The organism is Salmonella sp. SAL-020, from assembly GCF_017372215.1.
In the GTDB taxonomy this organism is placed as follows: domain Bacteria; phylum Pseudomonadota; class Gammaproteobacteria; order Enterobacterales; family Enterobacteriaceae; genus Salmonella; species Salmonella enterica.
This window is the reverse complement of sequence record NZ_CP071690.1, coordinates 614,928-638,325: the sequence shown is the minus strand read 5'-3', so window position 1 is coordinate 638,325 and position 23,398 is coordinate 614,928. Positions and strand designations below refer to the sequence as shown.

Annotated in this window: 23 protein-coding genes and 1 other RNA gene; 12 read left to right on the top strand and 12 right to left on the bottom strand. The window is 52.0% G+C overall.

Translation table 11 applies throughout. The features are described 5' to 3' along the window. Positions 1 to 97 precede the first annotated feature (97 nt). The 10 genes from sstT to J1G48_RS03010 all read left to right on the top strand — a co-directional run bounded on the left by sstT (position 98) and on the right by J1G48_RS03010 (position 6,581). Complete coding sequence (sstT, locus tag J1G48_RS03055) at positions 98 to 1,342, top strand: serine/threonine transporter SstT (protein ID WP_000235363.1); 1,245 nt, start codon at positions 98 to 100, stop codon at positions 1,340 to 1,342. Between the two features lie 449 nt (positions 1,343 to 1,791). Continuing rightward, entirely contained in the window at positions 1,792 to 2,454 is a 663-nt protein-coding gene (yqjA, locus tag J1G48_RS03050; RefSeq protein ID WP_000422141.1) for a DedA family general envelope maintenance protein YqjA, read from the top strand. A gap of 3 nt (positions 2,455 to 2,457) precedes the next feature. Beyond that, positions 2,458 to 2,841: an EnvZ/OmpR regulon moderator MzrA gene (gene mzrA / locus J1G48_RS03045; protein ID WP_000917516.1), complete on the top strand. Its 384-nt coding sequence runs from the start codon at positions 2,458 to 2,460 to the stop codon at positions 2,839 to 2,841. Positions 2,842 to 2,985: 144 nt separating this feature from the next. Beyond that, positions 2,986 to 3,354: a DUF1090 domain-containing protein gene (locus J1G48_RS03040; RefSeq protein ID WP_000877297.1), complete on the top strand. Its 369-nt coding sequence runs from the start codon at positions 2,986 to 2,988 to the stop codon at positions 3,352 to 3,354. Between the two features lie 41 nt (positions 3,355 to 3,395). After that, the gene (locus J1G48_RS03035) at positions 3,396 to 3,701 is read left to right on the top strand and encodes a YqjD family protein (RefSeq protein ID WP_000031219.1); all 306 of its coding nucleotides are present in this window, start codon (positions 3,396 to 3,398) and stop codon (positions 3,699 to 3,701) included. A gap of 2 nt (positions 3,702 to 3,703) precedes the next feature. Then, positions 3,704 to 4,102, top strand: coding sequence for a phage holin family protein (locus J1G48_RS03030; RefSeq protein WP_000785626.1), 399 nt, complete (start codon positions 3,704 to 3,706; stop codon positions 4,100 to 4,102). Then, positions 4,099 to 4,398, top strand: a complete 300-nt coding sequence (locus J1G48_RS03025; protein ID WP_000095496.1) for a YqjK family protein — start codon at positions 4,099 to 4,101, stop codon at positions 4,396 to 4,398. The genes J1G48_RS03030 and J1G48_RS03025 overlap by 4 nt, the downstream gene beginning before the upstream one ends. Before the next feature lie 247 nt (positions 4,399 to 4,645). Then, positions 4,646 to 5,038, top strand: a complete 393-nt coding sequence (locus J1G48_RS03020) for a DoxX family protein (protein ID WP_001592732.1) — start codon at positions 4,646 to 4,648, stop codon at positions 5,036 to 5,038. A 67-nt stretch (positions 5,039 to 5,105) separates the two neighbouring features. Next, positions 5,106 to 6,092 (top strand): glutathione S-transferase family protein, encoded by a 987-nt coding sequence (locus J1G48_RS03015; RefSeq protein WP_000531162.1) that lies wholly within the window; start codon positions 5,106 to 5,108, stop codon positions 6,090 to 6,092. Positions 6,093 to 6,215: 123 nt separating this feature from the next. After that, the gene (locus J1G48_RS03010) at positions 6,216 to 6,581 is read left to right on the top strand and encodes a DUF805 domain-containing protein (protein WP_000384139.1); all 366 of its coding nucleotides are present in this window, start codon (positions 6,216 to 6,218) and stop codon (positions 6,579 to 6,581) included. Positions 6,582 to 6,619: 38 nt separating this feature from the next. Here J1G48_RS03010 and yhaJ read toward each other — a convergent pair whose 3' ends face one another. Then, entirely contained in the window at positions 6,620 to 7,516 is an 897-nt protein-coding gene (yhaJ, locus tag J1G48_RS03005) for a DNA-binding transcriptional regulator YhaJ (protein ID WP_001041023.1), read from the bottom strand. Between the two features lie 104 nt (positions 7,517 to 7,620). Here yhaJ and J1G48_RS03000 point away from each other — a divergent pair, with 104 nt between their 5' ends. Together J1G48_RS03000 and J1G48_RS02995 are read left to right on the top strand one after the other, a co-directional pair. Continuing rightward, on the top strand, positions 7,621 to 8,322 hold the full coding sequence (locus tag J1G48_RS03000) for a pirin family protein (protein ID WP_000633552.1): 702 nt from the start codon (positions 7,621 to 7,623) through the stop codon (positions 8,320 to 8,322). 23 nt (positions 8,323 to 8,345) lie between these two features. Continuing rightward, a complete protein-coding gene (locus J1G48_RS02995; RefSeq protein WP_000039327.1) occupies positions 8,346 to 8,510 on the top strand; it encodes a hypothetical protein in 165 nt (54 codons plus the stop codon). A 112-nt stretch (positions 8,511 to 8,622) separates the two neighbouring features. Here J1G48_RS02995 and J1G48_RS02990 read toward each other — a convergent pair whose 3' ends face one another. From J1G48_RS02990 to garR, 11 genes are all read right to left on the bottom strand, one after another. Then, a complete protein-coding gene (locus J1G48_RS02990) occupies positions 8,623 to 9,933 on the bottom strand; it encodes a serine dehydratase subunit alpha family protein (RefSeq protein WP_000463074.1) in 1,311 nt (436 codons plus the stop codon). 25 nt (positions 9,934 to 9,958) lie between these two features. Beyond that, complete coding sequence (locus J1G48_RS02985; RefSeq protein ID WP_000443192.1) at positions 9,959 to 11,290, bottom strand: amino acid permease; 1,332 nt, start codon at positions 11,288 to 11,290, stop codon at positions 9,959 to 9,961. 314 nt (positions 11,291 to 11,604) lie between these two features. After that, positions 11,605 to 12,969 carry an L-serine ammonia-lyase gene (tdcG, locus tag J1G48_RS02980; protein ID WP_000622076.1) on the bottom strand — a complete coding sequence of 455 codons (1,365 nt, stop codon included), beginning with the start codon at positions 12,967 to 12,969 and terminating at the stop codon, positions 11,605 to 11,607. 69 nt (positions 12,970 to 13,038) lie between these two features. Beyond that, entirely contained in the window at positions 13,039 to 15,333 is a 2,295-nt protein-coding gene (gene pflB / locus J1G48_RS02975) for a formate C-acetyltransferase (protein WP_000867321.1), read from the bottom strand. Positions 15,334 to 15,366: 33 nt separating this feature from the next. Continuing rightward, a complete protein-coding gene (gene tdcD, locus J1G48_RS02970) occupies positions 15,367 to 16,575 on the bottom strand; it encodes a propionate kinase (RefSeq protein WP_001001844.1) in 1,209 nt (402 codons plus the stop codon). 66 nt (positions 16,576 to 16,641) lie between these two features. Continuing rightward, a complete protein-coding gene (gene tdcC / locus J1G48_RS02965) occupies positions 16,642 to 17,973 on the bottom strand; it encodes a threonine/serine transporter TdcC (protein WP_000108129.1) in 1,332 nt (443 codons plus the stop codon). A 20-nt stretch (positions 17,974 to 17,993) separates the two neighbouring features. Continuing rightward, positions 17,994 to 18,983 carry a bifunctional threonine ammonia-lyase/L-serine ammonia-lyase TdcB gene (gene tdcB / locus J1G48_RS02960; RefSeq protein ID WP_000548368.1) on the bottom strand — a complete coding sequence of 330 codons (990 nt, stop codon included), beginning with the start codon at positions 18,981 to 18,983 and terminating at the stop codon, positions 17,994 to 17,996. 97 nt (positions 18,984 to 19,080) lie between these two features. After that, entirely contained in the window at positions 19,081 to 20,019 is a 939-nt protein-coding gene (gene tdcA / locus J1G48_RS02955; RefSeq protein ID WP_001094907.1) for a transcriptional regulator TdcA, read from the bottom strand. Positions 20,020 to 20,838: 819 nt separating this feature from the next. Then, an RNA gene (gene rnpB / locus J1G48_RS02950) (RNase P RNA component class A) lies at positions 20,839 to 21,213 on the bottom strand. A gap of 32 nt (positions 21,214 to 21,245) precedes the next feature. Further along, the gene (gene garK, locus J1G48_RS02945) at positions 21,246 to 22,391 is read right to left on the bottom strand and encodes a glycerate 2-kinase (RefSeq protein ID WP_000706464.1); all 1,146 of its coding nucleotides are present in this window, start codon (positions 22,389 to 22,391) and stop codon (positions 21,246 to 21,248) included. A 97-nt stretch (positions 22,392 to 22,488) separates the two neighbouring features. Continuing rightward, on the bottom strand, positions 22,489 to 23,379 hold the full coding sequence (garR, locus tag J1G48_RS02940) for a 2-hydroxy-3-oxopropionate reductase (protein WP_000178106.1): 891 nt from the start codon (positions 23,377 to 23,379) through the stop codon (positions 22,489 to 22,491). Positions 23,380 to 23,398 lie beyond the last annotated feature (19 nt).

Here is a 23,398-nt window from a genome sequence, read left to right as displayed (position 1 = left end):
CCTTATACTCAACCAGGCAAACACTTTGTTACATCCTGAAAGATGCGCCGTAAGAGCGTGCAGGGGATGACCAGCAACACAATACAAGGAACATGAAATGGCTACGCAACGAGCATCAGGGCTACTGCAGCGTTTAGCGCAAGGCAGTCTGGTTAAACAAATTTTAGTGGGTCTGGTACTGGGGATTTTACTGGCATGGATTTCTAAGCCTGCGGCAGAAGCGGTTGGCTTGCTTGGCACCCTGTTCGTCGGCGCCTTAAAAGCGGTCGCCCCCGTTCTGGTGCTGATGCTGGTAATGGCCTCGATCGCCAACCACCAGCACGGCCAAAAAACCAATATTCGCCCTATTCTCTTTCTTTACCTGCTAGGCACCTTTTCAGCCGCGCTGGCGGCCGTTGTGTTCAGCTTCGCCTTCCCTTCAACGCTGCATCTGTCCAGTAGCGCCCAGGATATCGTGCCGCCGTCCGGCATTGTAGAAGTCTTGCGCGGTCTGCTGATGAGCATGGTGTCGAACCCCATCGACGCGCTGCTGAACGCTAACTATATCGGGATTCTGGTGTGGGCCGTCGGTCTGGGATTTGCCCTGCGTCATGGCAATGAAACCACCAAAAACCTCGTGAACGATATGTCTAACGCCGTGACCTTTATGGTGAAACTGGTGATCCGTTTCGCGCCAGTCGGTATTTTTGGTCTGGTTTCATCAACGCTTGCAACCACCGGCTTCTCTACCCTGTGGGGTTATGCGCACCTGCTGGTCGTCTTGATTGGCTGTATGCTGCTGGTCGCGCTGGTGGTCAACCCGCTGTTGGTATTCTGGAAAATTCGTCGCAACCCTTATCCGCTGGTGTTCGCCTGCCTGCGTGAAAGCGGCGTTTATGCCTTCTTTACCCGCAGCTCTGCCGCCAATATTCCAGTGAATATGGCGCTGTGCGAAAAGCTGAATCTGGACAGGGATACTTACTCCGTTTCCATTCCGCTGGGCGCCACTATCAATATGGCCGGCGCGGCAATTACCATTACGGTTCTGACGTTGGCGGCAGTCCATACGTTAGGCGTCCCGGTGGATCTGCCTACAGCGCTGCTGCTGAGCGTGGTGGCCTCGCTGTGTGCTTGCGGCGCCTCCGGCGTGGCAGGCGGTTCATTGCTGCTGATCCCGCTGGCGTGCAACATGTTTGGCATCCCGAACGATATCGCGATGCAGGTAGTAGCGGTCGGCTTTATTATCGGCGTATTGCAGGATTCGTGTGAAACGGCGCTGAACTCGTCTACCGATGTTCTGTTCACTGCGGCAGCCTGCCAGGCAGAGGACGAACGTCTGGCGAATAACGCCTTGCGTAGCTAAGTGATTATCGATGCCGGATGGCGTATGCCATCCGGCGTAACGATAGATCTGAATCTCCCAATCCATAGGCTGTGATGGAAAGCGAATTGATGTTCACGCGCAACATCCTCGCGTAACGTTATATGTAGATGGCGTCTGCCACGGCGCTCGGTCAGCGTAAAGTATAAAGTGTCAGCCTGTGTAAATCCTCTCGCCACCCTCCCTTGCGATAAGCAAAATCAAAGCTCAACGACGCGTAATTTCTATAACGGACTTCGTTGACCTTTGTTACAATTAGATGCATTTTGAATTTTTGTGTGTTAGTGCTTGCTTACTTCACAATTTAACAAGGAATAGTTCAGGCCGCGAATTTGCCGTTTCCGCAACGCTGATAAAAACTCCAACTCTGTTGCGGCAGTGCAAACCTCAGATCACCGGCGTGACGTTAACCGATTCTCCAGGAATACTGAATGGAACTACTGACTCAATTGCTGAATGCCCTGTGGGCTCAGGACTTTGAAACACTGGCCAATCCTTCCATGATTGGCATGTTATATTTTGTGTTATTTATGATTTTGTTTCTGGAAAATGGGCTGCTCCCTGCCGCCTTTTTGCCTGGCGACAGCCTGTTGATCCTGGTCGGCGTGCTGATCGCCAAAGGCGCGATGGGTTTTCCACAAACCATTTTGCTGCTTACCGTCGCGGCCAGCCTGGGTTGCTGGGTGAGCTATATTCAGGGCCGCTGGCTGGGGAATACCCGCACCGTGCAAAACTGGCTCTCTCATCTCCCCGCACATTATCATCAACGCGCCCATCACCTTTTCCATAAACACGGCCTGTCGGCATTATTGATAGGCCGTTTTATCGCGTTTGTCAGAACACTGCTGCCCACCATTGCCGGCATATCCGGCCTGAATAACGCGCGCTTTCAGTTCTTCAACTGGATGAGCGGCTTGTTGTGGGTGCTTATCCTGACGTCGCTGGGCTATCTGCTGGGCAAAACGCCCGTCTTTATGAAATATGAAGATCAGTTAATGTCATGCCTGATGCTGCTGCCCGTGGTGCTGCTCTTTTTTGGCCTGGCGGGTTCACTGGTCATGCTGTGGAAAAAGAAGTATGGGAGCCGGGGATAACTTATGCTTAAACCACGCATAACTGCCCGACAACTCATTTGGATCAGCGCTTTTCTACTGATGCTGACCATACTCATGATGACGTGGTCAACGCTGCGTCAGCAAGAGTCGACGCTGGCCATTCGCGCGGTTAACCAGGGCGCCAGTATGCCAGACGGCTTCTCAGTTCTGCATCATCTGGATGCGAACGGCATTCATTTTAAAAGCATTACGCCTAAAAATGACATGTTGCTCATTACCTTCGATTCCCCTGCGCAAAGCGCCGCAGCAAAAACAGTGCTTGATCAAACGTTACCACACGGTTATGTCGTCGCTCAGCAGGACGATGACAACGAAACGGTACAGTGGCTGTCCCGCTTACGGGAAAGCTCACACCGCTTTGGCTAATCTCCAGGAATCCGAATCATATCACTCACTTTGGTGATTTCATTGTTTAATGACTATGATTAATAAAGCGGTGTTTAACCCACCGCGTTATTATCGGGATCACCGCCCCGGACAACGGGTCCGAACATAAGGGAAAGTTCAGGAATGAAATACCGCATCGCTTTGGCTATCACGCTTTTTACACTTAGCGCCGGTAGCTACGCTAATTCGCTTTGTCAGGAAAAAGAGCAGGATATACAAAAGGAAATTAGCTACGCTGAAAAGCACAACAATCAGCGCCGTATTGAGGGTCTGAACAAGGCGCTCAGCGAAGTACGCGCCAATTGTACTGACAGCAAGCTGCGCGCCGAGCATCAGAAAAAGATCGCTGAGCAAAAAGAAGAGGTAGCCGAACGCCAACGTGATTTAGCCGAGGCAAAAGCAAAAGGCGATGCGGATAAAATAGACAAACGTGAACGTAAGCTGGCCGAGGCTCAGGATGAGCTAAAAAAACTTGAGGCCAGAGACTACTAAATTAACGCCGAATGTAAATACTCACTCACCTGGAGAAAACTATGTCGAAAGATAACACTACGGAACATCTGCGCGCTGAGTTGAAATCCCTGACCGATACGCTTGAAGAAGTGCTGAGCTCTTCGGGCGAAAAGTCGAAAGAAGAGTTGAGTAAGATTCGTAGCAAAGCCGAGCGCGCGCTGAAAGAGAGCCGTTACCGCCTGGGCGAAACGGGTGATGTGATTGCCAAACAGACTCGCGTCGCCGCCGCCCGCGCCGATGATTATGTGCGCGAAAATCCCTGGACAGGCGTAGGCATTGGCGCCGCTGTCGGTCTGGTGTTGGGCGTACTGCTGACGCGTCGTTAATTATGGCGGACTCTCGACAGGCACAAGGACCAGGCAAAAGCGTACTGGGTATCGGGCAGCGGATTGTCACCATTATCGTTGAGATGGTGGAAACCCGGCTGCGACTGGCGGTAGTAGAACTGGAAGAAGAGAAGGCGAACCTCTTTCAGCTTTTGCTGATGGTAGGTCTTACCATGCTCTTCGCGGCGTTTGGCTTAATGAGCCTGATGGTTCTGGTCATCTGGGCTATCGATCCTCAGTACCGTTTGAACGCGATGATCGCTACCACTGTTGTGCTGTTAGTGCTTGCGCTAATCGGCGGCATCTGGACTTTGCGCAAAGCGCGTCAGTCCACGCTATTGCGCCATACGCGGCACGAACTGGCTAACGATCGGCAAATTCTGGAGGACGATCAGTCGTGAGCAGCAAAGGCGAACGCGAAAAACGTAAAGCGCTGCTTCTCAGTCAGATCCAGCAGCAACGGCTGGATCTGTCCGCCAGCCGTCGCGACTGGCTGGAGACCACCGGCGCGTACGATCGCGGCTGGAATACGGTGTTAAGCCTGCGCTCCTGGGCGCTGGTCGGTAGCAGCGTAATGGCCATCTGGACCATCCGTCATCCTAATATGTTGGTACGCTGGGCGAAACGCGGCCTGGGTATCTGGAGCGCCTGGCGCCTGGTAAAAACTACCCTCCGTCAACAACAGCTCCGCGGTTAATATCTTTTCTTTTATAGCATCGCGCCATCAGGTTATCACCCGATTACACCTGGTGGCGCGATACTTTTATGCATATAGTCTCTTTACCAATCACTCAAATTTTTTGAAAAAATTTGGCAATTTTCCTTGCTAACAATTTCTGTATGCCACGTTTATGATTCTCTCCAGCGATAACAATGACGCGCCAAACCGCGTCATTGCTCATGAAAATAGCAGCAGCCGCCGAGTCGGCCCCCTGGAGAATAAAATGAAAAAATTAGAAGATGTTGGTGTACTGATAGCGCGTATTTTAATGCCAGTTCTGTTTATTACCGCAGGATGGGGAAAAATTAGCGGCTATGCGGGCACACAGCAGTATATGGAAGCGATGGGCGTACCAGGATTCCTGCTGCCGCTCACCATACTGCTTGAGTTCGGCGGCGGTCTGGCGATTCTGCTGGGATTCCTCACCCGCACCACTGCGCTTTTTACCGCTGGTTTTACGTTGCTGACGGCATTGATCTTCCATAGCAATTTTGCAGAAGGTGTAAACTCGCTGATGTTTATGAAAAACCTGACCATTGCCGGCGGATTCTTATTACTGGCGTTAACCGGGCCTGGCGCGTTCAGCCTTGACCGTCTGCTGAATAAAAAGTGGTAAGCAATCTATACTCAATTAAAAAAGCGAGGGAATAGCGCCTCGCTTTTGTCATCTGAAGGAGAGAGACATGGGACAACTGATCGATGGCGTCTGGCACGACACCTGGTATGACACCAAATCTTCCGGGGGGAAATTTCAGCGTTCAGCGTCGGCTTTCCGCAACTGGCTTACCGCTGACGGCGCGCCCGGACCTTCCGGCGAAGGCGGATTCGCCGCAGAAAAAGATCGTTACCATCTGTACGTTTCCCTTGCCTGCCCCTGGGCGCATCGCACGCTCATTTTCCGTAAACTGAAAGGTCTGGAGCCGTTTATTCCGGTTTCCGTCGTGAATCCATTGATGCTGGAAAACGGCTGGACGTTTGATGATACTTTTCCGGCGGCCACCGGCGATACCCTCTATCAGCATGAATTTCTCTACCAGTTGTATCTGCACGCCGATCCACACTACAGCGGCCGCGTCACCGTACCGGTCTTATGGGATAAAAAAAATCATACTATCGTCAGCAACGAGTCCGCCGAAATCATTCGTATGTTTAACTCCGCCTTCGATGGGCTGGGCGCTAAAGCCGGGGATTACTATCCCCCCGCGCTGCAAAGCAAAATTGACGAGTTAAACGGCTGGATTTATGACAACGTTAATAACGGCGTTTATAAAGCAGGCTTCGCCACCAGCCAGCAAGCGTATGATGAAGCGGTAGAAAAGGTGTTTACTGCGCTGGCGCGCCTGGAGCAGATTCTCGGACAGCACCGCTATCTGACGGGCGACCAGTTGACCGAGGCGGATATCCGCTTATGGACGACCCTGGTACGCTTTGATCCGGTTTACGTGACTCATTTCAAATGCGACAAATACCGAATCAGCGACTACCTGAATCTGTACGGTTTCCTGCGCGATATCTATCAAATACCGGGCATTGCTGAAACCGTTAATCTTGACCATATTCGTCACCACTATTTCCGTAGCCATAAAACGATTAACCCCACGGGTATCATTTCCATCGGACCGTGGCAGGATCTGCTCGAACCTCACGGGCGCGACGTACGCTTTGGCTAATTTCAGGCGTCCTCCGGGACGCCTTATTAATAAATACCACAAATATTTACCAACATTTCATTCGCGGCTATTCTTAGTTTGATTACTTTAAAAACAAGTGATTGAACCATTATTGAGGCGAAAATGGATTGGTATTTAAAGGTTTTAAAAAATTATCTGGGATTTGGCGGCCGCGCGCGACGCAAAGAGTACTGGATGTTTATTCTGGTCAATATCATCTTTACCTTTGTGTTGGGCCTGCTGGACGCCATGCTTGGCTGGCAACGCGCCGGGGGTGAAGGCGTTCTGACCACCATTTACGGCGTTCTGATCTTTTTACCGTGGTGGGCCGTGCAGTTCCGTCGTCTGCATGACACTGACCGCTCCGCATGGTGGCTACTGTTGCTACTTATCCCCATTATCGGCTGGCTTATCATCATCGCGTTCAACTGCCAGAATGGTACGCCGGGCGACAACCGCTTCGGCCCCGATCCGAAACGTTTTTCCTGATGGCGGCGCGGCGCCGCTTTTAAAGCGCCGCGCGCTATTTATTTTCCGGCGAATAGCTTAGGTATTTCCCGCAGGCACCAGGCTTTTGCCTCCCCCATACTGTCGCGCCGCCAGGCCATAATAATATCGATTTCGCTGGTCGATTCCGGGCTGACCACGCGTAGCCGCCCTTCGGCAATATCCTGTTCCACCATCGAATATGGCATAGTCGCGACGCCAAGCCCGGCCAGCAGCGCCTGACGTTTATCTTCAATCGTGCTTACCGTCAGACGTGGCTGCTTATCCAGCAGTTGCACCGTTAATACCGGCCGCTCGCGCGCGGTATCCGCTACCGCTACGCCGCGGTATTTAACCCGCGTCACTTCCGAAAGCGGCTCCGGCTCCTGATGAATAGGGTGGTCAGGCGCGGCGACATACACATTCATTAACGAATACAACTTACGGGAGTTAATTTCCGACGACGATCGAAAATGCATATCCGGGGCGATAACGATATCCGCCCGTCCCTGCTCAAGCCGCTCCCATGCGCCAGCCAGTACTTCGGTAATCAATGAAAGCTGCGTATTGGCTTTAGCGGCCAGCCGGTCGATCAGCGGAAAAAAAGCAGGCGTCGGTACCAGAGCTTCAGTGACCAGCGTCAGATGCGTTTCCCAACCGCGGGCCAACGCTTCAGCATCCGTCGTTAACTTGTCTGCCGCTTCCAGCAATACCCGCCCGCGTTCCAGCAGCATACGTCCGACGTTGGTGAATTTTGTACGATGGCCGGAGCGATCGAACAGTACAACGTCCAACTCTTCTTCCAGCTTCTGCATGGTGTAACTCAGCGCGGAGGGCACCCGCCCCAACTCATCAGCCGCTGCGGCAAAACTGCCCCGGCGGTCAATGGCGTCCATCACACGCAATGCTTCAAGCGTCAGCGCTCTCTCTTTAGCCATAACGTTCTCATTCAGGAAATTTGAACATACCGGGCAGAATATCTGGCTAACAATGCAGCGTCCAGCCCCTTAACATAAAAGGAAGTAAAGAGAGGTTAATAACGATGATTACGACCCGAACCGCCAAACAATGTGGACAGGCAGACTACGGATGGCTACAGGCCCGCTATACCTTCTCCTTTGGACACTATTTCGACCCTACACTGCTGGGCTACGCGTCGTTGCGCGTACTGAACCAGGAAGTGCTGGCGCCGGGCGCCTCTTTTCAGCCTCGAACTTATCCAAAGGTGGATATTTTAAACCTGATTCTGGACGGCGAAGCGGAATACCGCGACAGCGACGGCAACCATGTACAGGCTAAAGCGGGCGAAGCGTTGCTGCTCGCCGCGCAGCCGGGCATTAGCTACAGCGAACATAATCTCAGCAAAGTTAAGCCGTTAACCCGAATGCAACTGTGGCTTGACGCCTGTCCTGAACGGGAAAACGCGCTGGTACAAAAAATCCCACTCTCGACGGCGCAACAACAGCTTCTTGCCTCGCCCGACGGTGAGCAAAACAGCTTACAACTGCGCCAACAGGTCTGGGTACATCATATTACGCTGGAGAAAGGCGAATCGCTTAACTTCCAGCTTCACGGGCCGCGCGCCTATTTGCAGTCGATTCACGGTACGTTCCACGCGATGACGCACAACGAAGAACGCGAGGCGTTAACCTGCGGAGATGGCGCATTTATTCGTGATGAACCTAACATTACGCTGGTTGCCGATACGCCGCTGCGCGCATTACTGGTAGATTTACCGGTGTAGCCAGCCAGAAAAGGAGTCGCAAGATGAGCAAAAAATCGGCGAAGAAACGTCAGCCCGTGGTAAAACCTGCCGTACAGGAGACGATGAGCGCCACTGTGCCGCTGGGCTATGAAGAGATGCTAACCGAACTGGAAGCCATCGTGGCGGACGCCGAAGCCCGGCTGGCAGAAGAAGAGGCCGCAGCCTGAAATCATGCCGGATGGCGGCGCAAGCGCCCGATCCGGCTGATAACGGGTAGACCCGATAAGCGCAGCGCCATCGGGCAACACGCTGCCCCGACGTCATGCCGGGGCGTTATTATTAATGCGCTTTACTGGCCATAATCTCGATGATCTGCTTGTCTGTCTGCTGCATTGAGCGACACGCCAGCGAACACAAATTCGCAATAGATTGTTCGACATTGTGCGCCACAATCCCTTCGTTTCCGGTCACCGCCGTATCGTCCAACGCCATCAGTACGGCTTTCCACGCCGCCGACGCGCTGGTAGAGACTTTCATCGCGCAGCTATTCGACGCGCCATCGCAAATCATCCCGCTGACATCACCAATCATACTGCTGATAGCCATTGCGATAGTGTCGTAACGACCATCTATCAGCCACGCCATACCCGCCGCCGCGCCCATCGCCGCCGTGGTTGCCGCGCACAGAGCCGACAAACGCGGAAGCTGATGGTGAATATAGATAGCGCTCAAATGCGATAACATTAGCGCGCGCGCCAGGCGCTCGTCATCGGCGCCGACATGTTCAGCAACCACCATGACTGGCACCGTGGCGGTAATCCCCTGGTTGCCAGAACCGGAGTTGCTCATCGCGGGCAACGTGGCGCCGCCCATTCTGGCGTCTGACGCCGCGCTGGTACGGATCAAAATCGCCGTGGAGAGATCTTTCGCCAGCAGACCGCGATCGCACTGTTTGGCCAGCGTCGAACCGATATGCAGCCCCCAGGAACCACGCAGTCCCTCCTGCGACAACGCGCCGTTTAGCCTGGCCGCATCGAGAATAAAGCGAATAGCGTCAAAGGGCACCGCATTCACAAACGCCAGGATCTCTTCCAGCGAGGTATGAGACAGCACTCCCAGTGGCGAGTTTTTTTCTTCTTCCTGCGCATTATCGGCCTGGGTAAATACCACACCCTTGTTGGTTTCTATCCGCACAATATTTGTATGATCGCCGACGATCGTGACACATGCCCAGCTATCGCCGCTATACACTTTCGCCCGTGAAAACAGGATATCGTTACATGGCTCCTGCAACATCACCGCGACATGTCCAGCGGCCAGCATCGCTTTTGCATCGGCAACGGCTTTAGCGGAAGCGTCTTTTAACACCTCCAACCCGGCTTTCGCATCACCGCCCAACGCGCCCAACGCCGCGGCGATCGGTAGCCCTACCATTCCCGTTCCTGGAACGGTAACACCCATACCATTTTTCATCAGATTAGGCGAAACCCACGCGTCAATGCGTTCAACTGTGCCGTCAAGTTCAGCCGCCGCCGCCGCTGCCGCCAGCGCCAGTGAAATTGGCTCAGTACACCCCAGCGCCGGTTTTACTTCTTCCTGTACGGCCAGGATAAAACTTTGCCACAATGGATTTATTTTAGATTCAAACATAACAACAACCTTAATCTCAGGTATATCAAGAGAATGCCAGGAACGGAGAAACGCATAGCAGCAGACCGGTAATAATAATCAGGTACAACGAAGCGCCTTTATATTTGTGCAATGCGGGAACCTTGTAGACCAACCATGCCGGAATTAAACAGCCCACCATACCGAAGATAGGGCTACAAATAGAGGTGAAGCTCAGTACCGGCGCATTGAGCACAATGGCGCTCCAGGCCAGCAAAATAGCGAAAATCATAATGCCGCGCTGTACCAGATTTTCCTTAATCTTCTCGGCGGGCATTTTACGGCGCAGGATATTCATCACAATGCCTTGCGTCGCTTCGCGGAATCCTAAATAAACGCCAAAGAAGGCGGTCATGACGGCAAAGATGTTCAGAATTACGCTAACCACTTTGACCCAGCCTGCGCCATCGCCGCTAATAAATTGCGCGGCGATCGCCAGGGCGGAAATATTCTGCTCGTAGGCTTTCACCGCTTCGTCATGCCCCATCGCCAGGGTGAAGGAAACCGCATAGAAAAATACGGTAACGAACAGGATGCCAAACGCAATATTCATGGCACGCAGCGCTTTATGGCGTGCGACCTCAATAGATTTTTCGCGTGAACGGTAAGAGATCACCATTGGGCTTAACGTCTGGATAAATAAAATCGAGGTCAGCGTAAATGGCAGGGTAATAATGGCGTTTTTAATCAGCATGGCCATCGGCGGCAGCGCGCCAATGTTATACAGATGCCACATACCCACCATAGAGACGCCCAGCGCCGCCACTACCAGTAGCTTGGTCAGCACCATGCCGGTGGAGATTTTGAACAGTAATTTTTCACCGCGTGAGGAAATCGCCACCAGGATGCAGATCAGCACCAGACCATAAAACGGACTATCGGAAAGTAATCCTTCCGTTACGCCGAAAGTATGCAGATAAGAGGCGCTGTCGTTAGTAATTGCCGTAGAATAGACGAACATCCAGATGACGAGCATTACAAAGTACAGCGCGCCTAATAAAATACCCCAGTTTTTGCCCAGATAGCCGCTGATCACGCTGGGGTAGTCTTTACATTCCGGGGATTCCGCCAGCGTATTAATAAACAGCCGCTGGAACAGGTACATGGCCGGATAGCCAATAATAGAAGAGAGTAAAAAGACCCAAAGTCCCATCAGGCCAACCTGGACAGGAAGAAAAACGATCCCTGCGCCGATCGCCATCCCGATACTCATAATGACCCAACCGGTGTCGGTACTATCAAATTTGATGGCTTCACGCCATTCGCTTTCTGTCATCCCTGCCCGACGCGCCGGGGCTGATGCGTCGAGGATTACGCTGGTATTACTAGCCGATTCCATAAAATTCTCGCTCAATGTGTAGGTAGAGGTTTTTTTATTTTTCGTGCCGCAGCAAGGCGATATGCAGAACGTGAGGTGCAGGTACTTTCTTGTAATAAGAAAATCATACGCGCACGATAAGAGAAAAACTTACCAATAAAACGCCTGCATTTCTTGTGGGTTAAGAATTATTTTCTATTTACTATTTATTTAATATTGTTATTTTCTCTATTTGACGCGTATCACAACAAAAAAGGGCGCACGTTGGTGCGCCCTTTTCTCAGCTTCTGTCTTCTGCGTTATCCCATAGCCTGCTCACGCTGCGCCTGTCGGGCCTATCCACAAACGACTTTAATCGCCAGACCGCCGCGCGACGTCTCGCGATATTTGTCGTTCATGTCTTTACCCGTTTCGTACATGGTTTCGATCACTTTATCGAGCGAAACCCGCGGCTCAGAGGTACGGCGTAGCGCCATTCGCGCCGCATTCACCGCTTTAACGGCGTTAATCGCATTACGTTCAATACAAGGGATTTGTACCTGACCCGCCACCGGGTCACAGGTGAGGCCAAGGTTATGCTCCATCGCAATTTCCGCCGCAATACAGACCTGCGCAGGGCTGCCGCCCAGCAGTTCTGTCAGCCCCGCCGCCGCCATCGAACACGCGACGCCAACCTCACCCTGACACCCCACTTCCGCGCCGGATATCGAGGCGTTCATCTTGTACAGCATGCCAATCGCCCCCGACGACAGCAGATAGCGGGCGATAGAGTTGGCATTGACCGGGCGACGGAATTTGTCGTAATAGGCCAGCACCGCGGGAATAATGCCGCACGCGCCGTTGGTCGGCGCGGTGACCACTCGCCCGCCCGCCGCGTTCTCTTCGCTCACGGCCAGGGCGAACATGTTAATCCAGTCAATGACGTTCATCGGATCGCGGGAGAGATTATCGCTGGAGACCAGCAGACGCCGTAACGCTACCGCGCGGCGTGGAACGTTCAGCGGCCCCGGCAGCACGCCCTCAGTATTCATGCCACGTTCAATTCCGGTCGCCATCACCTGCCAGATGCGGGCAAAGCCAGCGTCAATCTGCTCTTTGCTCCGCAACGCCAGTTCATTTTGCATCATCAGGCCGGAAACCGAGAGCCCCTGTCTTTCACACAGCGTCAACAGTTCGCTGGCGGAATGAAAATCATACGGCACCGATTTTTCTACGTCGTGCGACTGACCAAAACGCTCCTCTTCGACAATAAAGCCGCCGCCAATAGAGTAATACGTTTTGTGTAAAAGCGGCGCTTGTCCGTTCCAGGCGGTAATACGCATACCGTTTTCATGGCGCGCCAGGGTTTCAGCGTGAAAGAGAATACTGTCGGCGACGGGAAAATCCACCACATGCGCGCCACCCGCCACCGATAAACGGCTGCTGCGGGCAACCTCCTGGATAAACGCCGGAATGCTATCAATATTGACATCCTGCGGCGTATTGCCCGCCAGGCCCATAATGATGGCGGTATCGGTCGCGTGGCCTTTGCCCGTCAGCGATAGCGATCCGTAAAGATCAACCGTGATGCGCGTCGTTCGCGGCAGGTCGCCGCTGTCGATCAGCCGATCGATAAAACATTTTCCTGCATTCATTGGCCCTACGGTATGGGAGCTTGAAGGTCCAATGCCAATCTTAAAAATATCAAATGCGCTAATCATATCTCCCCCTAAGATTACCGTTCAGTGAAGATCCGTCGCGGGGCGATCCACACGATCGCCCCGTTCACGTTACATCGCCTGAGTAAAGGTGCGCGAAATAACGTCCTGTTGCTGCTCACGCGTCAGCGCATTGAAGCGCACGGCATAGCCGGAAACGCGGATCGTCAGGTTCGGGTAGTTTTCCGGATGTTCAATCGCATCCAGCAACATTTCACGGTTCATGACATTGACGTTCAGATGCTGCCCGCCTTCTACCTGTGCTTCATGATGGAAATAGCCGTCCAGCAGGCCGACAAGATTGGTTTTCCGCACCGCATCTTCTTTCCCGAGCGCCGCAGGCACAATCGAGAAGGTGTACGAAATACCGTCTTTGGCGTAGGTAAACGGCAGTTTCGCCACCGACGTCAGCGAGGCCACTGCCCCTTTGCGGTCACGACCATGCATCGGGTTCGCCCCCGGCGCGAACGGCGTTCCGGCGCGGCGTCCATCCGGCGTATTGCCGGTCTTCTGCCCGTACACGACGTTCGAGGTGATGGTCAAAATGGACTGCGTCGGCACCGCATTGCGATACGTCGGCAACACGCTAATTTTTTGCATAAAGCGTTTCACCAGGTCGCAGGCGATGCTGTCCACGCGCTCATCGTTGTTGCCGTACTGCGGATACTCGCCTTCAATAGCAAAGTCGATGGCAAGGCCATTTTCGTCGCGAATCGGCTTCACCTGAGCGTACCTGATGGCGGACAGGGAATCCGCCGCCACCGACAGTCCGGCGATGCCGCACGCCATCGTCCGATACACATCACGGTCGTGCAGCGCCATCAGCGAAGCTTCATAGCTGTACTTATCGTGCATGTAGTGAATGATGTTCAGCGCGCTAATGTACTGCACCGCCAGCCAGTCCATAAAGTGGTCGAGGCTCTCCATTACCGCGTCGTAATCCAGCACCTCATCCATTAATGGCGCGGTTTTCGGCCCGACCTGGATTTTCAGTTTCTCATCAACGCCGCCATTGATAGCGTACAGCAACGTTTTGGCAAGGTTGGCGCGCGCGCCGAAGAACTGCATCTGCTTACCGATGACCATCGGGCTGACGCAACAAGCGATGGCGTAATCGTCGCTGTTAAAGTCGGTACGCATTAAATCGTCGTTTTCATACTGCAAAGATGAGGTCACGATGGAGACCTGCGCAGCATATTTCTTGAATGCCACCGGCAACGCTTCTGACCACAGTATGGTCAGGTTCGGCTCCGGCGCTGGTCCCATCGTGTGCAGGGTATGCAGATAACGGAAGGAGTTTTTCGTCACCAGAGTGCGGCCATCGAGCCCCATCCCTCCAATAACTTCGGTGGCCCAGATCGGATCGCCGGAAAAGAGCGAATCAAATTCCGGCGTGCGCAGGAAGCGCACCATGCGGATCTTCATGATGAAATGGTCGATCAGCTCCTGCGCCTGCTGCTCTGTCAGAAGGCCCGCGTTGAAATCGCGCTCAATGTAGATATCAAGGAACGACGCGGTTCTTCCCAGCGACATTGCACCGCCATTTTGCGATTTTACCGCTGCCAGGTAGGCGAAGTAGAGCCACTGTACCGCTTCCTGCGCGTTCCGCGCCGGGCGGGAGATATCATAGCCGTATTTCGCCGCCATCTCCTGCATTTGCAGCAGCGCGCGACGGTGCTCCGCCAACTCCTCACGCAGGCGAATCGTCGCCTCAAGATTCTGTCCCTGCTCCAGATTCGACTGCAGGTCGGCGAATTGCAGCTCGCGTTCGCGTACCAGATAACGGATGCCATACAGCGCGACGCGACGATAATCGCCAATAATGCGCCCGCGACCATAACCATCCGGCAAACCGGTTAATACGCCGGATTTACGGCAGCGCAGCATATCCGGCGAGTAAACATCGAATACGCCCTGATTATGGGTTTTCCGCAGGTCGGTAAAGGTATATTCAAAATCGGCGTCCATTTCGCGGCCATAGGCGTGGAATGAACTTTTGATCATGTTAACGCCGCCAAACGGATGCAAAGCGCGTTTAAGCGGCTTATCCGTTTGTAAACCGACGATTTTTTCCAGCTCTTTTTCAATATACCCCGCATCGTGCGCGGTAATCGTCGTCGCGATGTTGGTATCGAAATCCACCGGCGCATGGGTCGCGTTCTCGATACGTATTCCCGCCATCACCTTTTCCCACAGCGCCGTGGTCGCTGGCGTCGCGTCGGCGAGAAAAGATTCATCCCCCTCATAGGGCGTATAGTTATGCTGAATAAAATCACGGACATTAATTTCTTCTTTCCAGTCCGTACCTTTAAAATCACGCCATGCTTCGGCATACAGCATATCGCTGGTATCGATATTTACCTTCATGAAAAATAATCTCTCTACAGAACAGCCGTTAAGTTATGCAAATTCCACTGGTGCTTCCACGTTGCCTAAATGAATGGCATCAAGGGCAATCATTTTCTCTTCATTCGTGGGAATAACAGCGCAAATAACCTGAGAAGGGTTAGCGGAAATAATGCGCTCGCCGTGAGAATTCGGCTGCTTATTCATTTCAACGTCTAACGTAAGCCCCAGTACGCCCAAATGTTCAATGACCAACTGGCGAATTAATACTGAATTTTCACCAATACCGCCGGTAAAAATAATGCCATCCAGCCGATGTAACGATGCCGCGTGTCCGGCAATATGACGGGCGATACGGTGGACAAACGTTTTTATCGCTAACCGGGCGCGCTCATGTCCTTCGTGCCAGGCTTTTTCCAGGACTCTAAGGTCGGATGACAACCCGGAGATGCCGAGCAAACCGGACTCTTTATTCACCACTCGCTCCAGATCGCTCAACGTCTGCCCGGTTTCTTTGGCTATCCACGCCATCGCGCCGAAATCAACGTCGCCACTGCGAGTGCCCATCATCAGCCCCTCAAGCGGCGTCATCCCCATTGAGGTATCCACGCTCTGACCATTGCGTACCGCGCAGATAGACGCCCCATTGCCCAGATGCGCGACAATCAGACCCGAGTTTTTTTCATCGAGGTCAAGCAGTTCATACGCGCGCCGCGAAACATAGCGATGCGACGTACCGTGAAAGCCGTAGCGACGCACACCCAGGCTGGAAAAATATTCCCACGGCAATCCGTACAAATAGGCTTCCGGCGCCAGCGTCTGGTGGAAACTGGTATCAAATACCGCCACCTGACGCACGGCCGGGAAAAGGTGCCGCGCCGCGTCAATGCCGCTTAAATTAGCGTAATTATGCAGCGGCGCTAAAGGTGATACCCGACGAATATTATCGATAATCTCATCGGTAATAATGACGGACTGCGTAAATAGCTCTCCACCGTGCGCGATACGGTGACCAATTAATGCCACGCTATCCGTTAAATCACGTTTTTCCAGCTCAAAGGCAATGGCTTTTAACGCGTCCTCATAATTAGAGTGCGAGAGGTTTATCGGCTTATCGCCATTAATAGATAAAAAGGCGTTTTCAGTATTCATTCCATCTGCTATTCCCGCCATTAAAACATCACAGGTAGCGAAATCCAGTACAGAGAATTTGATAGAAGATGATCCGCAATTAATGACCAGAACGACCGGAAATTCATTCATGTAGTGCCTCCGTCGATGTCAGCCTGCGTCCACGCCCTGGGGCGGAACGCAGGCTAAACGTGAGGATTAGAACAATTTGTAGACAATATTCAGGATGGTCAGCAGACCAATCAGGGTGACGAACACGTTATCCAGACGACCACGGTACTTCGCCAGCGACGGCGCTTTACGAATGGCGTACATCGGCAGCAGGCATAACAGCGAGGCGATAATCGGCGCGCCCATCGCTTCAATCAGGTCCAGAATGTTCGGGTTTGCGTAAGCTACGACCCAGGTAGACCCCATAATGAAGATCATGCTGATGGTGTTAAGCTTGCCCATAGAGACTTTGGTTTTATCGCCTTTATAACCGAATTTCAGCACCAGGCCGTTCAGCCCTTCCAGCGTCCCCAGGTAGTGACCGAAGAAAGATTTGAAAATAGCAACCAGCGCGATGATAGACGCGCCATACTCCAGCACCGTTGCAAAAGTAGATTTTGTCCCCGACAAAGAGGCGAAATGGTTAGCCAGGTAGGAAAGTACCGGAATGTTCTGCGCTTTCGCATCCGCCATGTTCTGCGGGGAGAGCGTAAACAGACAGCTAAAGGCGAAGAACATCACCACGGCGACCATCAGCATACTGGCGCGCGAGATGATCTGTGAACATTTACGCTCGGTAAATTCGCGGCCAAACTCTTTCTCATACTCTTCACGCTTAGACACCACGAAGGAAGAGACGATGGGCGAAAAGTTAAAGGAGAACACCATGATAGAGATGCCCAGCCACACCGTAACCAGTATGCCATCGTGCCCAGTCAGCGCGATATTACTGAGATCAACCTGATCGATAACCGCCGAGTTCCAGTAAGGAATCAGCGATAATGAGATTAGCACCAGACTGGCGATAAACGGCCATACCAGGTAACTCATCACCTTAACCATCAGATCTTTACCAAACCAGATCACAAAGGCCATCAGCAGCAGCAAGAACAGCGCCACGAAACCGCGATTCAACGCTGGCATCTGCAACTGGTTTTCCCAAAACGTCATGAACGTGTTAGTGATGGTGACGCCATAAATCCACAGCAGCGGACAAATCGCAAAGAAGTAAAGGAACGTGATAACTACCCCGCCCGTTTTACCAAAGTGCTCTTCGACCGTTTCCGTAATATTGCCGGACGGATTAGATCCGGATAAACACAGACGCGCCAGCGCCCGGTGACAATAGAACGCAATGGGGTAAGCTAAAACCAGCATCAGCAGAATGGGGATAAGCCCACCAAACCCGGCGCGGATAGGGAAAAACAGCACCCCGGCGCCGATGGCGGTACCAAATAAACCCAGCGTCCACGTCGTGTCCGATTTACGCCATGACGACTGTTTTGCCTGGCTGGATACAATGCTATCAGTAGTACTCATATCCTATCCTCACGAAAAGATTAAGCGTCAACTAAACCCGTAATTTGTGATACCCGAGAAAGATCGATATTGCCGCCAGAAATAATACTGACCGTTTTTCTGTTCTGAATATGGCTATCTAATTTCCCACTTAATAGTGCGGCGCAAGCCAGAGCGCCAGCGCCTTCAGTAATAACCTTATTGCGCTGAATTAAAGCGATCATGCTGTTACGAATTTCATCTTCGCTAACCAGGACAATGTCATCGACTAATTCACGAACGATTTCATAGGTTAAATTACCCGGGCGGGAGACATCACAACCATCCGCCAGGGTGCCGGTCGTTCGGTGCGTGGTTATTTCGCCAGCGTAATAAGACGCCGCCATACCGTGAACATTTTCGGCCTGTACGCCGATAACTTTAATGGTCGGGTTAATCGATTTAATCGCAATGGCAATACCTGCAATTAAACCGCCGCCGCCAATAGGCACGATGACATTATCGACATCGTACAGATCTTCCATAATTTCCAGACCAATAGTGCCCTGTCCGGCAATGACTTTTGGATCGTCGTAAGGCGGAATAAAAATGCGGCCTTCGGTTTCGACAATTTCACTCACCTTAGCGATGGTGTCATTGAAGTTGTCACCGTGGAGCACCACTTCCGCCGAATAATCACAGGTGGCCGCCACTTTTGACTTTGGCGCGCCCTTCGGCATCACGACTTTGCCGTCAATACCCAGCATTGCGCAAGAAAGAGAAACGCCCTGTGCATGATTACCTGCGGAACAGGCCACGACGCCTTTACGTTTTTCCGCCTCCGTTAACGAGCTAAGTTTGTTAAAAGCGCCACGAATTTTAAATGAACCCGTACGCTGCATATTTTCAAACTTGAGAAATATTTCGCCTTTGCAACGTTCACTAAAATAGTTAGAGCGAGGCATTCCCGTTTTATATATCTTCCCCGCCAGTCTTTTTTTCGCTTCGAGGATATCTTCAATTGCAACCGGGAGATCGTATGTAATGTGCATTATAACCTCTTAACCTGGGTATTAAAAATAAGTTACCGTTGCCCACTGTTCAAAAGAAACAGGTGACGTCAATTTCGCTAAATATGTTTATTCCATATCATTCAATTTCTATTAACTGCCTGCGTCTGCATCCATTATATGATGAATATTGTTTAGCCAATTCTACTAATACTGAAGCGGCTTTTTTGATACGATAATTTTTAGACCATACCGCCGCATAACGTGCGACGGGTAACGTGTCTTTTATGGGTATCGTGATAAATTGATTAGAGCCAAAAGGCGTGGTCATATCGCAGGGAATAACAGTTAAGAAATCAGCATTGAGAACAAGATTATATATTGTGACAACGGAATCTGTTTTAACAATGTTTTCGATGCTGATGCCATTTCGTTGTAGAGTGGTGAGTAATTCGCTGTAGTAGCCCATATTCGTTTGCGGCAACACCCACTGTTCGTCCTTTAACGATTCCAGTGTGATGGTGCCGGTGCATGTTCGGGACTTGCTGGCTACCAGGACAAACTCTGATTCAAACAGCGGCTCGACATGCAGATCCTGTAGTTGCATTTCATTACTGAGCGTACCGATAGCAAAGTCCAGCCGCCCGTCGCGCAGGGCCGGCAGGAATGAAGAGAGCTGGGCTTCGTACATGGATACCTGCGCTTTTGGAAATACCTCTTTGAACTTATGAATCATATCGGACATGAAGGTAAAGCCAATCAGCGAAGGAAAACCAAACGAGACGTCGACAACGGTATTGCACGTCATACTGTTCATCTCGTTGATCATGTTTTTCATTTCGCGGGTGATAGATTCAGACCAGGAAAGCAGTACCTGTCCCGCTTCGGTCAACGTAACGCCGGTATTTTTGCGTACAATTAGCTCAACGCCAAAATAGGCCTCAACATCGCTAATGATTTTACTGACGGCGGGTTGGGTTAACCCTAACGATTTTGCGGCAGAACCGATAGAACCACTTCTAATGACTTCCTGAAAGACCACCAAATGCTGTGTTTTAGGGAGAACAAGAGTATTCATATCTACCGCTCTGAAATAACATTGTGAACGGCAGGAAGTGTAGCAAATTAAATCTTAAAGGTTATGTGCGACCACTCACAAATTAACTTACCGCAATTTTTACATGGTCTTTATTAAATAAAGAAAACCTATTACTTCAATTAGTTACAAAAATAAAACAGCAACTTAGCCTGATTTCAATCAAAAAATAGGGTCGGGATAACGATATATTATGGCGATAACCAGCCTATTTTATCTCCTATTTTCGACATCCCATGAAGACGATATTTCAATCAATTACGGGACATTTTATCGGCAATTCCAGCGTTAAATTTAAAGCGTAATTTCTCAAATTTAAGTATAAACCGAAGGTAAATGCGCTTAAAAACCGTTACGCGTCACATTTTTTTACCTTATTTGTTTGTAAAGAAACATTTAATAAAATTTTAACCAAAATATTTCATACATTTAATTTTCATTTACAACAAATAATTTACACCGCTTTCTTGCTGTTTTTCAGGATGTAATTTTGTGAAAGAAATCGATTGCTTTTCACTTCAACTAAAAAGAGCGCAATCCATAGCGTTTTGTGTTTCTCATCACAAAAACGAATAATATTATGTCACCACGGCTGTCAATTAATTGCCGGATAGTGACGCTGGCGTCTTCTGCAACCTCTATACCCTTCACCGGCCAGATAAGCAAAAACCCGCCGAAGCGGGTTTTATGAAGAGATGAAACTGACCGATAAGCCGCTTTCTTTTGGGTATAGCGTCGTGGACAGTCATTCATCCTGCCGCCCTGTAAAAGCAAAAACCCGCCGAAGCGGGTTTTATGAAGAGGTGAAACTGACCGATAAGCCGGGTTCTGTCGTGGACAGTCATTCATCTAGGCCAGCAATCGCTCACTGGCTCAAGCAGCCTACCCGGGTTCAGTACGGGCCGTACCTTATGAACCCCTATTTGGCCTTGCTCCGGGTGGAGTTTACCGTGCCACGGACTGTTACCAGCCGCGCGGTGCGCTCTTACCGCACCCTTTCACCCTTACCTGATCCCACTTGCGTGGGCCATCGGCGGTTTGCTCTCTGTTGCACTGGTCGTAGGTTTCCCCCCCAGGCGTTACCTGGCACCCTGCCCTATGGAGCCCGGACTTTCCTCCCCTCCGCCCGTCTCCCCGAAAGGACGACGACGAAGCGGCGACTGTCTGGTCAGCTTCGGCGCGCAGTATAGAGGGTTCGCGCGACTTTGTCACCCTGCGCTGCGCATTCCTATCGCCAGAGCGGCAGCAACATTTCTGGATGCCCGATAAATATTGTCAAAAGCGCCCCGAAAAGCCTCCTCCAGCGTCACGATGCGCGTGAGTACGCTAAAGACAGCGTCGATGCCATAATGATGCACTATCCCTACATCGTGCGTCAGGCTGCCGGCAATGCCAATCACTGGCTTATGATATTTTTTCGCCACATTCGCGACGCCAATCGGCACTTTACCGCGAATACTTTGGCTATCAATCCGCCCTTCTCCCGTCACCACCAGCGTACAGTCGTGGATATGCTCCTCCAGGTTCAGTGCCGCCGTGACAATTTCGATCCCGCTGCGTAATTCCGCACCGAGAAAAGCCATTAACGCCGCCCCCATACCGCCTGCCGCGCCTGCGCCGGGCGCCGCCTTTACGTCGACATTCAGCGATTTTTTTATGATGTCGGCATAGTGAGCAAGATTTCTGTCCAGCTCAACAATGTTCTCTTCGGTCGCGCCTTTCTGCGGCCCAAAAATTCGTGATGCGCCGTTGTCGCCGATCAGAGGATTAGATACATCGCATGCGACACGAATCGCGCAGAGTTTTAAACGGGGATCGAGCTCTGAAATATCAATGTCGCTTAGACAATGAAGGCTTCCGCCACCGTAACCGATATCCGCGCCGTTTGCATCGCGCAGTTTTGCGCCTAACGCCTGCATCATCCCTGCGCCGCCGTCATTTGTCGCGCTGCCGCCAATGCCGATAATGATATTGCTTGCGCCGCTTTCCAGCGCCTGCAATATCAGCTCCCCCGTTCCCCGCGAGGTAGTAATCAAAGGGTTGCGTTTTTCTGGTGGAACCAGCGCCAGTCCGCTGGCCGCCGCCATTTCAATAAACGCGGTTTTACCATCCCCGGACATTCCCCAGCAGGCTTTCACTTTTTCACCCAACGGCCCGGTCACCCATGCGGTGCGTTCAACGCCCTGCGTCGCGGCAATCATGGCTTCGACCGTTCCTTCGCCGCCATCGGCAACCGGAACAGAGACATATTGCGCATCGGGGAAAATTTCCCGAAATCCTTTTTCTATCGCCTGCGCTACCTCGGCGGCAGAAAGGCTTTCTTTGTAGGAGTCGGGGGCAATTACGATTTTCATAGTGGTAGCCTGTTACTGCACAACGCCGGATGGCGTTTCACTTATCCAGCCTGAAATTCAGGCCCGGATCGCTACACGCCATCCGGGCACAACGTCGTTAGCGAGTGACTTCCACTTTCGCCAGTTTTTCGTAGTAGCACGCCAGCGCGCTATGGTCGTCATTACCGTGTCCATCCGCGCGTAACGCCTGCATCATTTCCATAACGGCGGCGGTCAGCGGGAGCTGCGCGCCAACGCCGTGGGAGGTATCCAGCGCATTCGCCAGATCTTTAATGTGCAGATCGATACGGAAACCTGGCTTAAAGTTTCTGTCCATGACCATCGGCGCTTTCGCATCCAGTACCGTGCTGCCAGCCAGACCGCCGCGAATCGCCTGATAGACCAGATCCGGGTTGACGCCCGCTTTAGTCGCCAGCGTCAGCGCTTCAGACATGGCGGCGATATTCAACGCCACGATCACCTGGTTAGCCAGTTTTGTGACGTTGCCTGCGCCGATATCGCCAGTATGCACCACGGAACCCGCCATCGCTTTCATCAGGTCGTAGTACTTGTCGAAAATGGCTTTATCGCCCCCCACCATCACCGACAACGTGCCATCAATCGCCTTCGGCTCGCCGCCGCTGACCGGCGCATCCAACATCTCAACGCCCTTCGCCTTCAGCGCATCGCTGATTTCACGGCTTGCCAGCGGCGCGATAGAACTCATATCAATCAATACGGTTCCCGGCTTCGCGCCTTCGATGATACCGTTCTCGCCCAGCGCAACCTCTTTCACATGCGGAGAGTTAGGCAGCATCGTGATGATGACGTCACACTGTTCAGCGATCGCCTTCGCCGTAGAGGCCGTTTCCGCGCCTGCGGCAATGACGTCGGCAATCGCTTCAGGATTACGATCGGACACCACCAGCGAATACCCTGCTTTCAGTAAGTTTTTGCTCATGGGCTTACCCATGATGCCTAAGCCAATAAAGCCAACTTTCATCGTCATAGCGTTCTCTCTTTCCATA

Excerpts from the sequence above, each read along its gene's own strand:
- J1G48_RS02990 (WP_000463074.1), bottom strand. The coding sequence starts at position 9,933 with ATGTTTGAATCTAAAATAAATCCATTGTGGCAAAGTTTTATCCTGGCC.
- J1G48_RS02985 (WP_000443192.1), bottom strand. The coding sequence starts at position 11,290 with ATGGAATCGGCTAGTAATACCAGCGTAATCCTCGACGCATCAGCCCCG.
- J1G48_RS03020 (WP_001592732.1), top strand. The coding sequence starts at position 4,646 with ATGAAAAAATTAGAAGATGTTGGTGTACTGATAGCGCGTATTTTAATG.
- J1G48_RS03030 (WP_000785626.1), top strand. The coding sequence starts at position 3,704 with ATGGCGGACTCTCGACAGGCACAAGGACCAGGCAAAAGCGTACTGGGT.
- tdcC (WP_000108129.1), bottom strand. The coding sequence starts at position 17,973 with ATGAGTACTACTGATAGCATTGTATCCAGCCAGGCAAAACAGTCGTCA.
- mzrA (WP_000917516.1), top strand. The coding sequence starts at position 2,458 with ATGCTTAAACCACGCATAACTGCCCGACAACTCATTTGGATCAGCGCT.
- J1G48_RS02995 (WP_000039327.1), top strand. The coding sequence starts at position 8,346 with ATGAGCAAAAAATCGGCGAAGAAACGTCAGCCCGTGGTAAAACCTGCC.
- J1G48_RS03035 (WP_000031219.1), top strand. The coding sequence starts at position 3,396 with ATGTCGAAAGATAACACTACGGAACATCTGCGCGCTGAGTTGAAATCC.
- J1G48_RS03000 (WP_000633552.1), top strand. The coding sequence starts at position 7,621 with ATGATTACGACCCGAACCGCCAAACAATGTGGACAGGCAGACTACGGA.
- pflB (WP_000867321.1), bottom strand. The coding sequence starts at position 15,333 with ATGAAGGTAAATATCGATACCAGCGATATGCTGTATGCCGAAGCATGG.
- tdcB (WP_000548368.1), bottom strand. The coding sequence starts at position 18,983 with ATGCACATTACATACGATCTCCCGGTTGCAATTGAAGATATCCTCGAA.
- yhaJ (WP_001041023.1), bottom strand. The coding sequence starts at position 7,516 with ATGGCTAAAGAGAGAGCGCTGACGCTTGAAGCATTGCGTGTGATGGAC.
- tdcD (WP_001001844.1), bottom strand. The coding sequence starts at position 16,575 with ATGAATGAATTTCCGGTCGTTCTGGTCATTAATTGCGGATCATCTTCT.
- garK (WP_000706464.1), bottom strand. The coding sequence starts at position 22,391 with ATGAAAATCGTAATTGCCCCCGACTCCTACAAAGAAAGCCTTTCTGCC.
- tdcG (WP_000622076.1), bottom strand. The coding sequence starts at position 12,969 with ATGATTAGCGCATTTGATATTTTTAAGATTGGCATTGGACCTTCAAGC.
- J1G48_RS03040 (WP_000877297.1), top strand. The coding sequence starts at position 2,986 with ATGAAATACCGCATCGCTTTGGCTATCACGCTTTTTACACTTAGCGCC.
- J1G48_RS03010 (WP_000384139.1), top strand. The coding sequence starts at position 6,216 with ATGGATTGGTATTTAAAGGTTTTAAAAAATTATCTGGGATTTGGCGGC.
- yqjA (WP_000422141.1), top strand. The coding sequence starts at position 1,792 with ATGGAACTACTGACTCAATTGCTGAATGCCCTGTGGGCTCAGGACTTT.
- garR (WP_000178106.1), bottom strand. The coding sequence starts at position 23,379 with ATGACGATGAAAGTTGGCTTTATTGGCTTAGGCATCATGGGTAAGCCC.
- tdcA (WP_001094907.1), bottom strand. The coding sequence starts at position 20,019 with ATGAATACTCTTGTTCTCCCTAAAACACAGCATTTGGTGGTCTTTCAG.
- J1G48_RS03015 (WP_000531162.1), top strand. The coding sequence starts at position 5,106 with ATGGGACAACTGATCGATGGCGTCTGGCACGACACCTGGTATGACACC.
- sstT (WP_000235363.1), top strand. The coding sequence starts at position 98 with ATGGCTACGCAACGAGCATCAGGGCTACTGCAGCGTTTAGCGCAAGGC.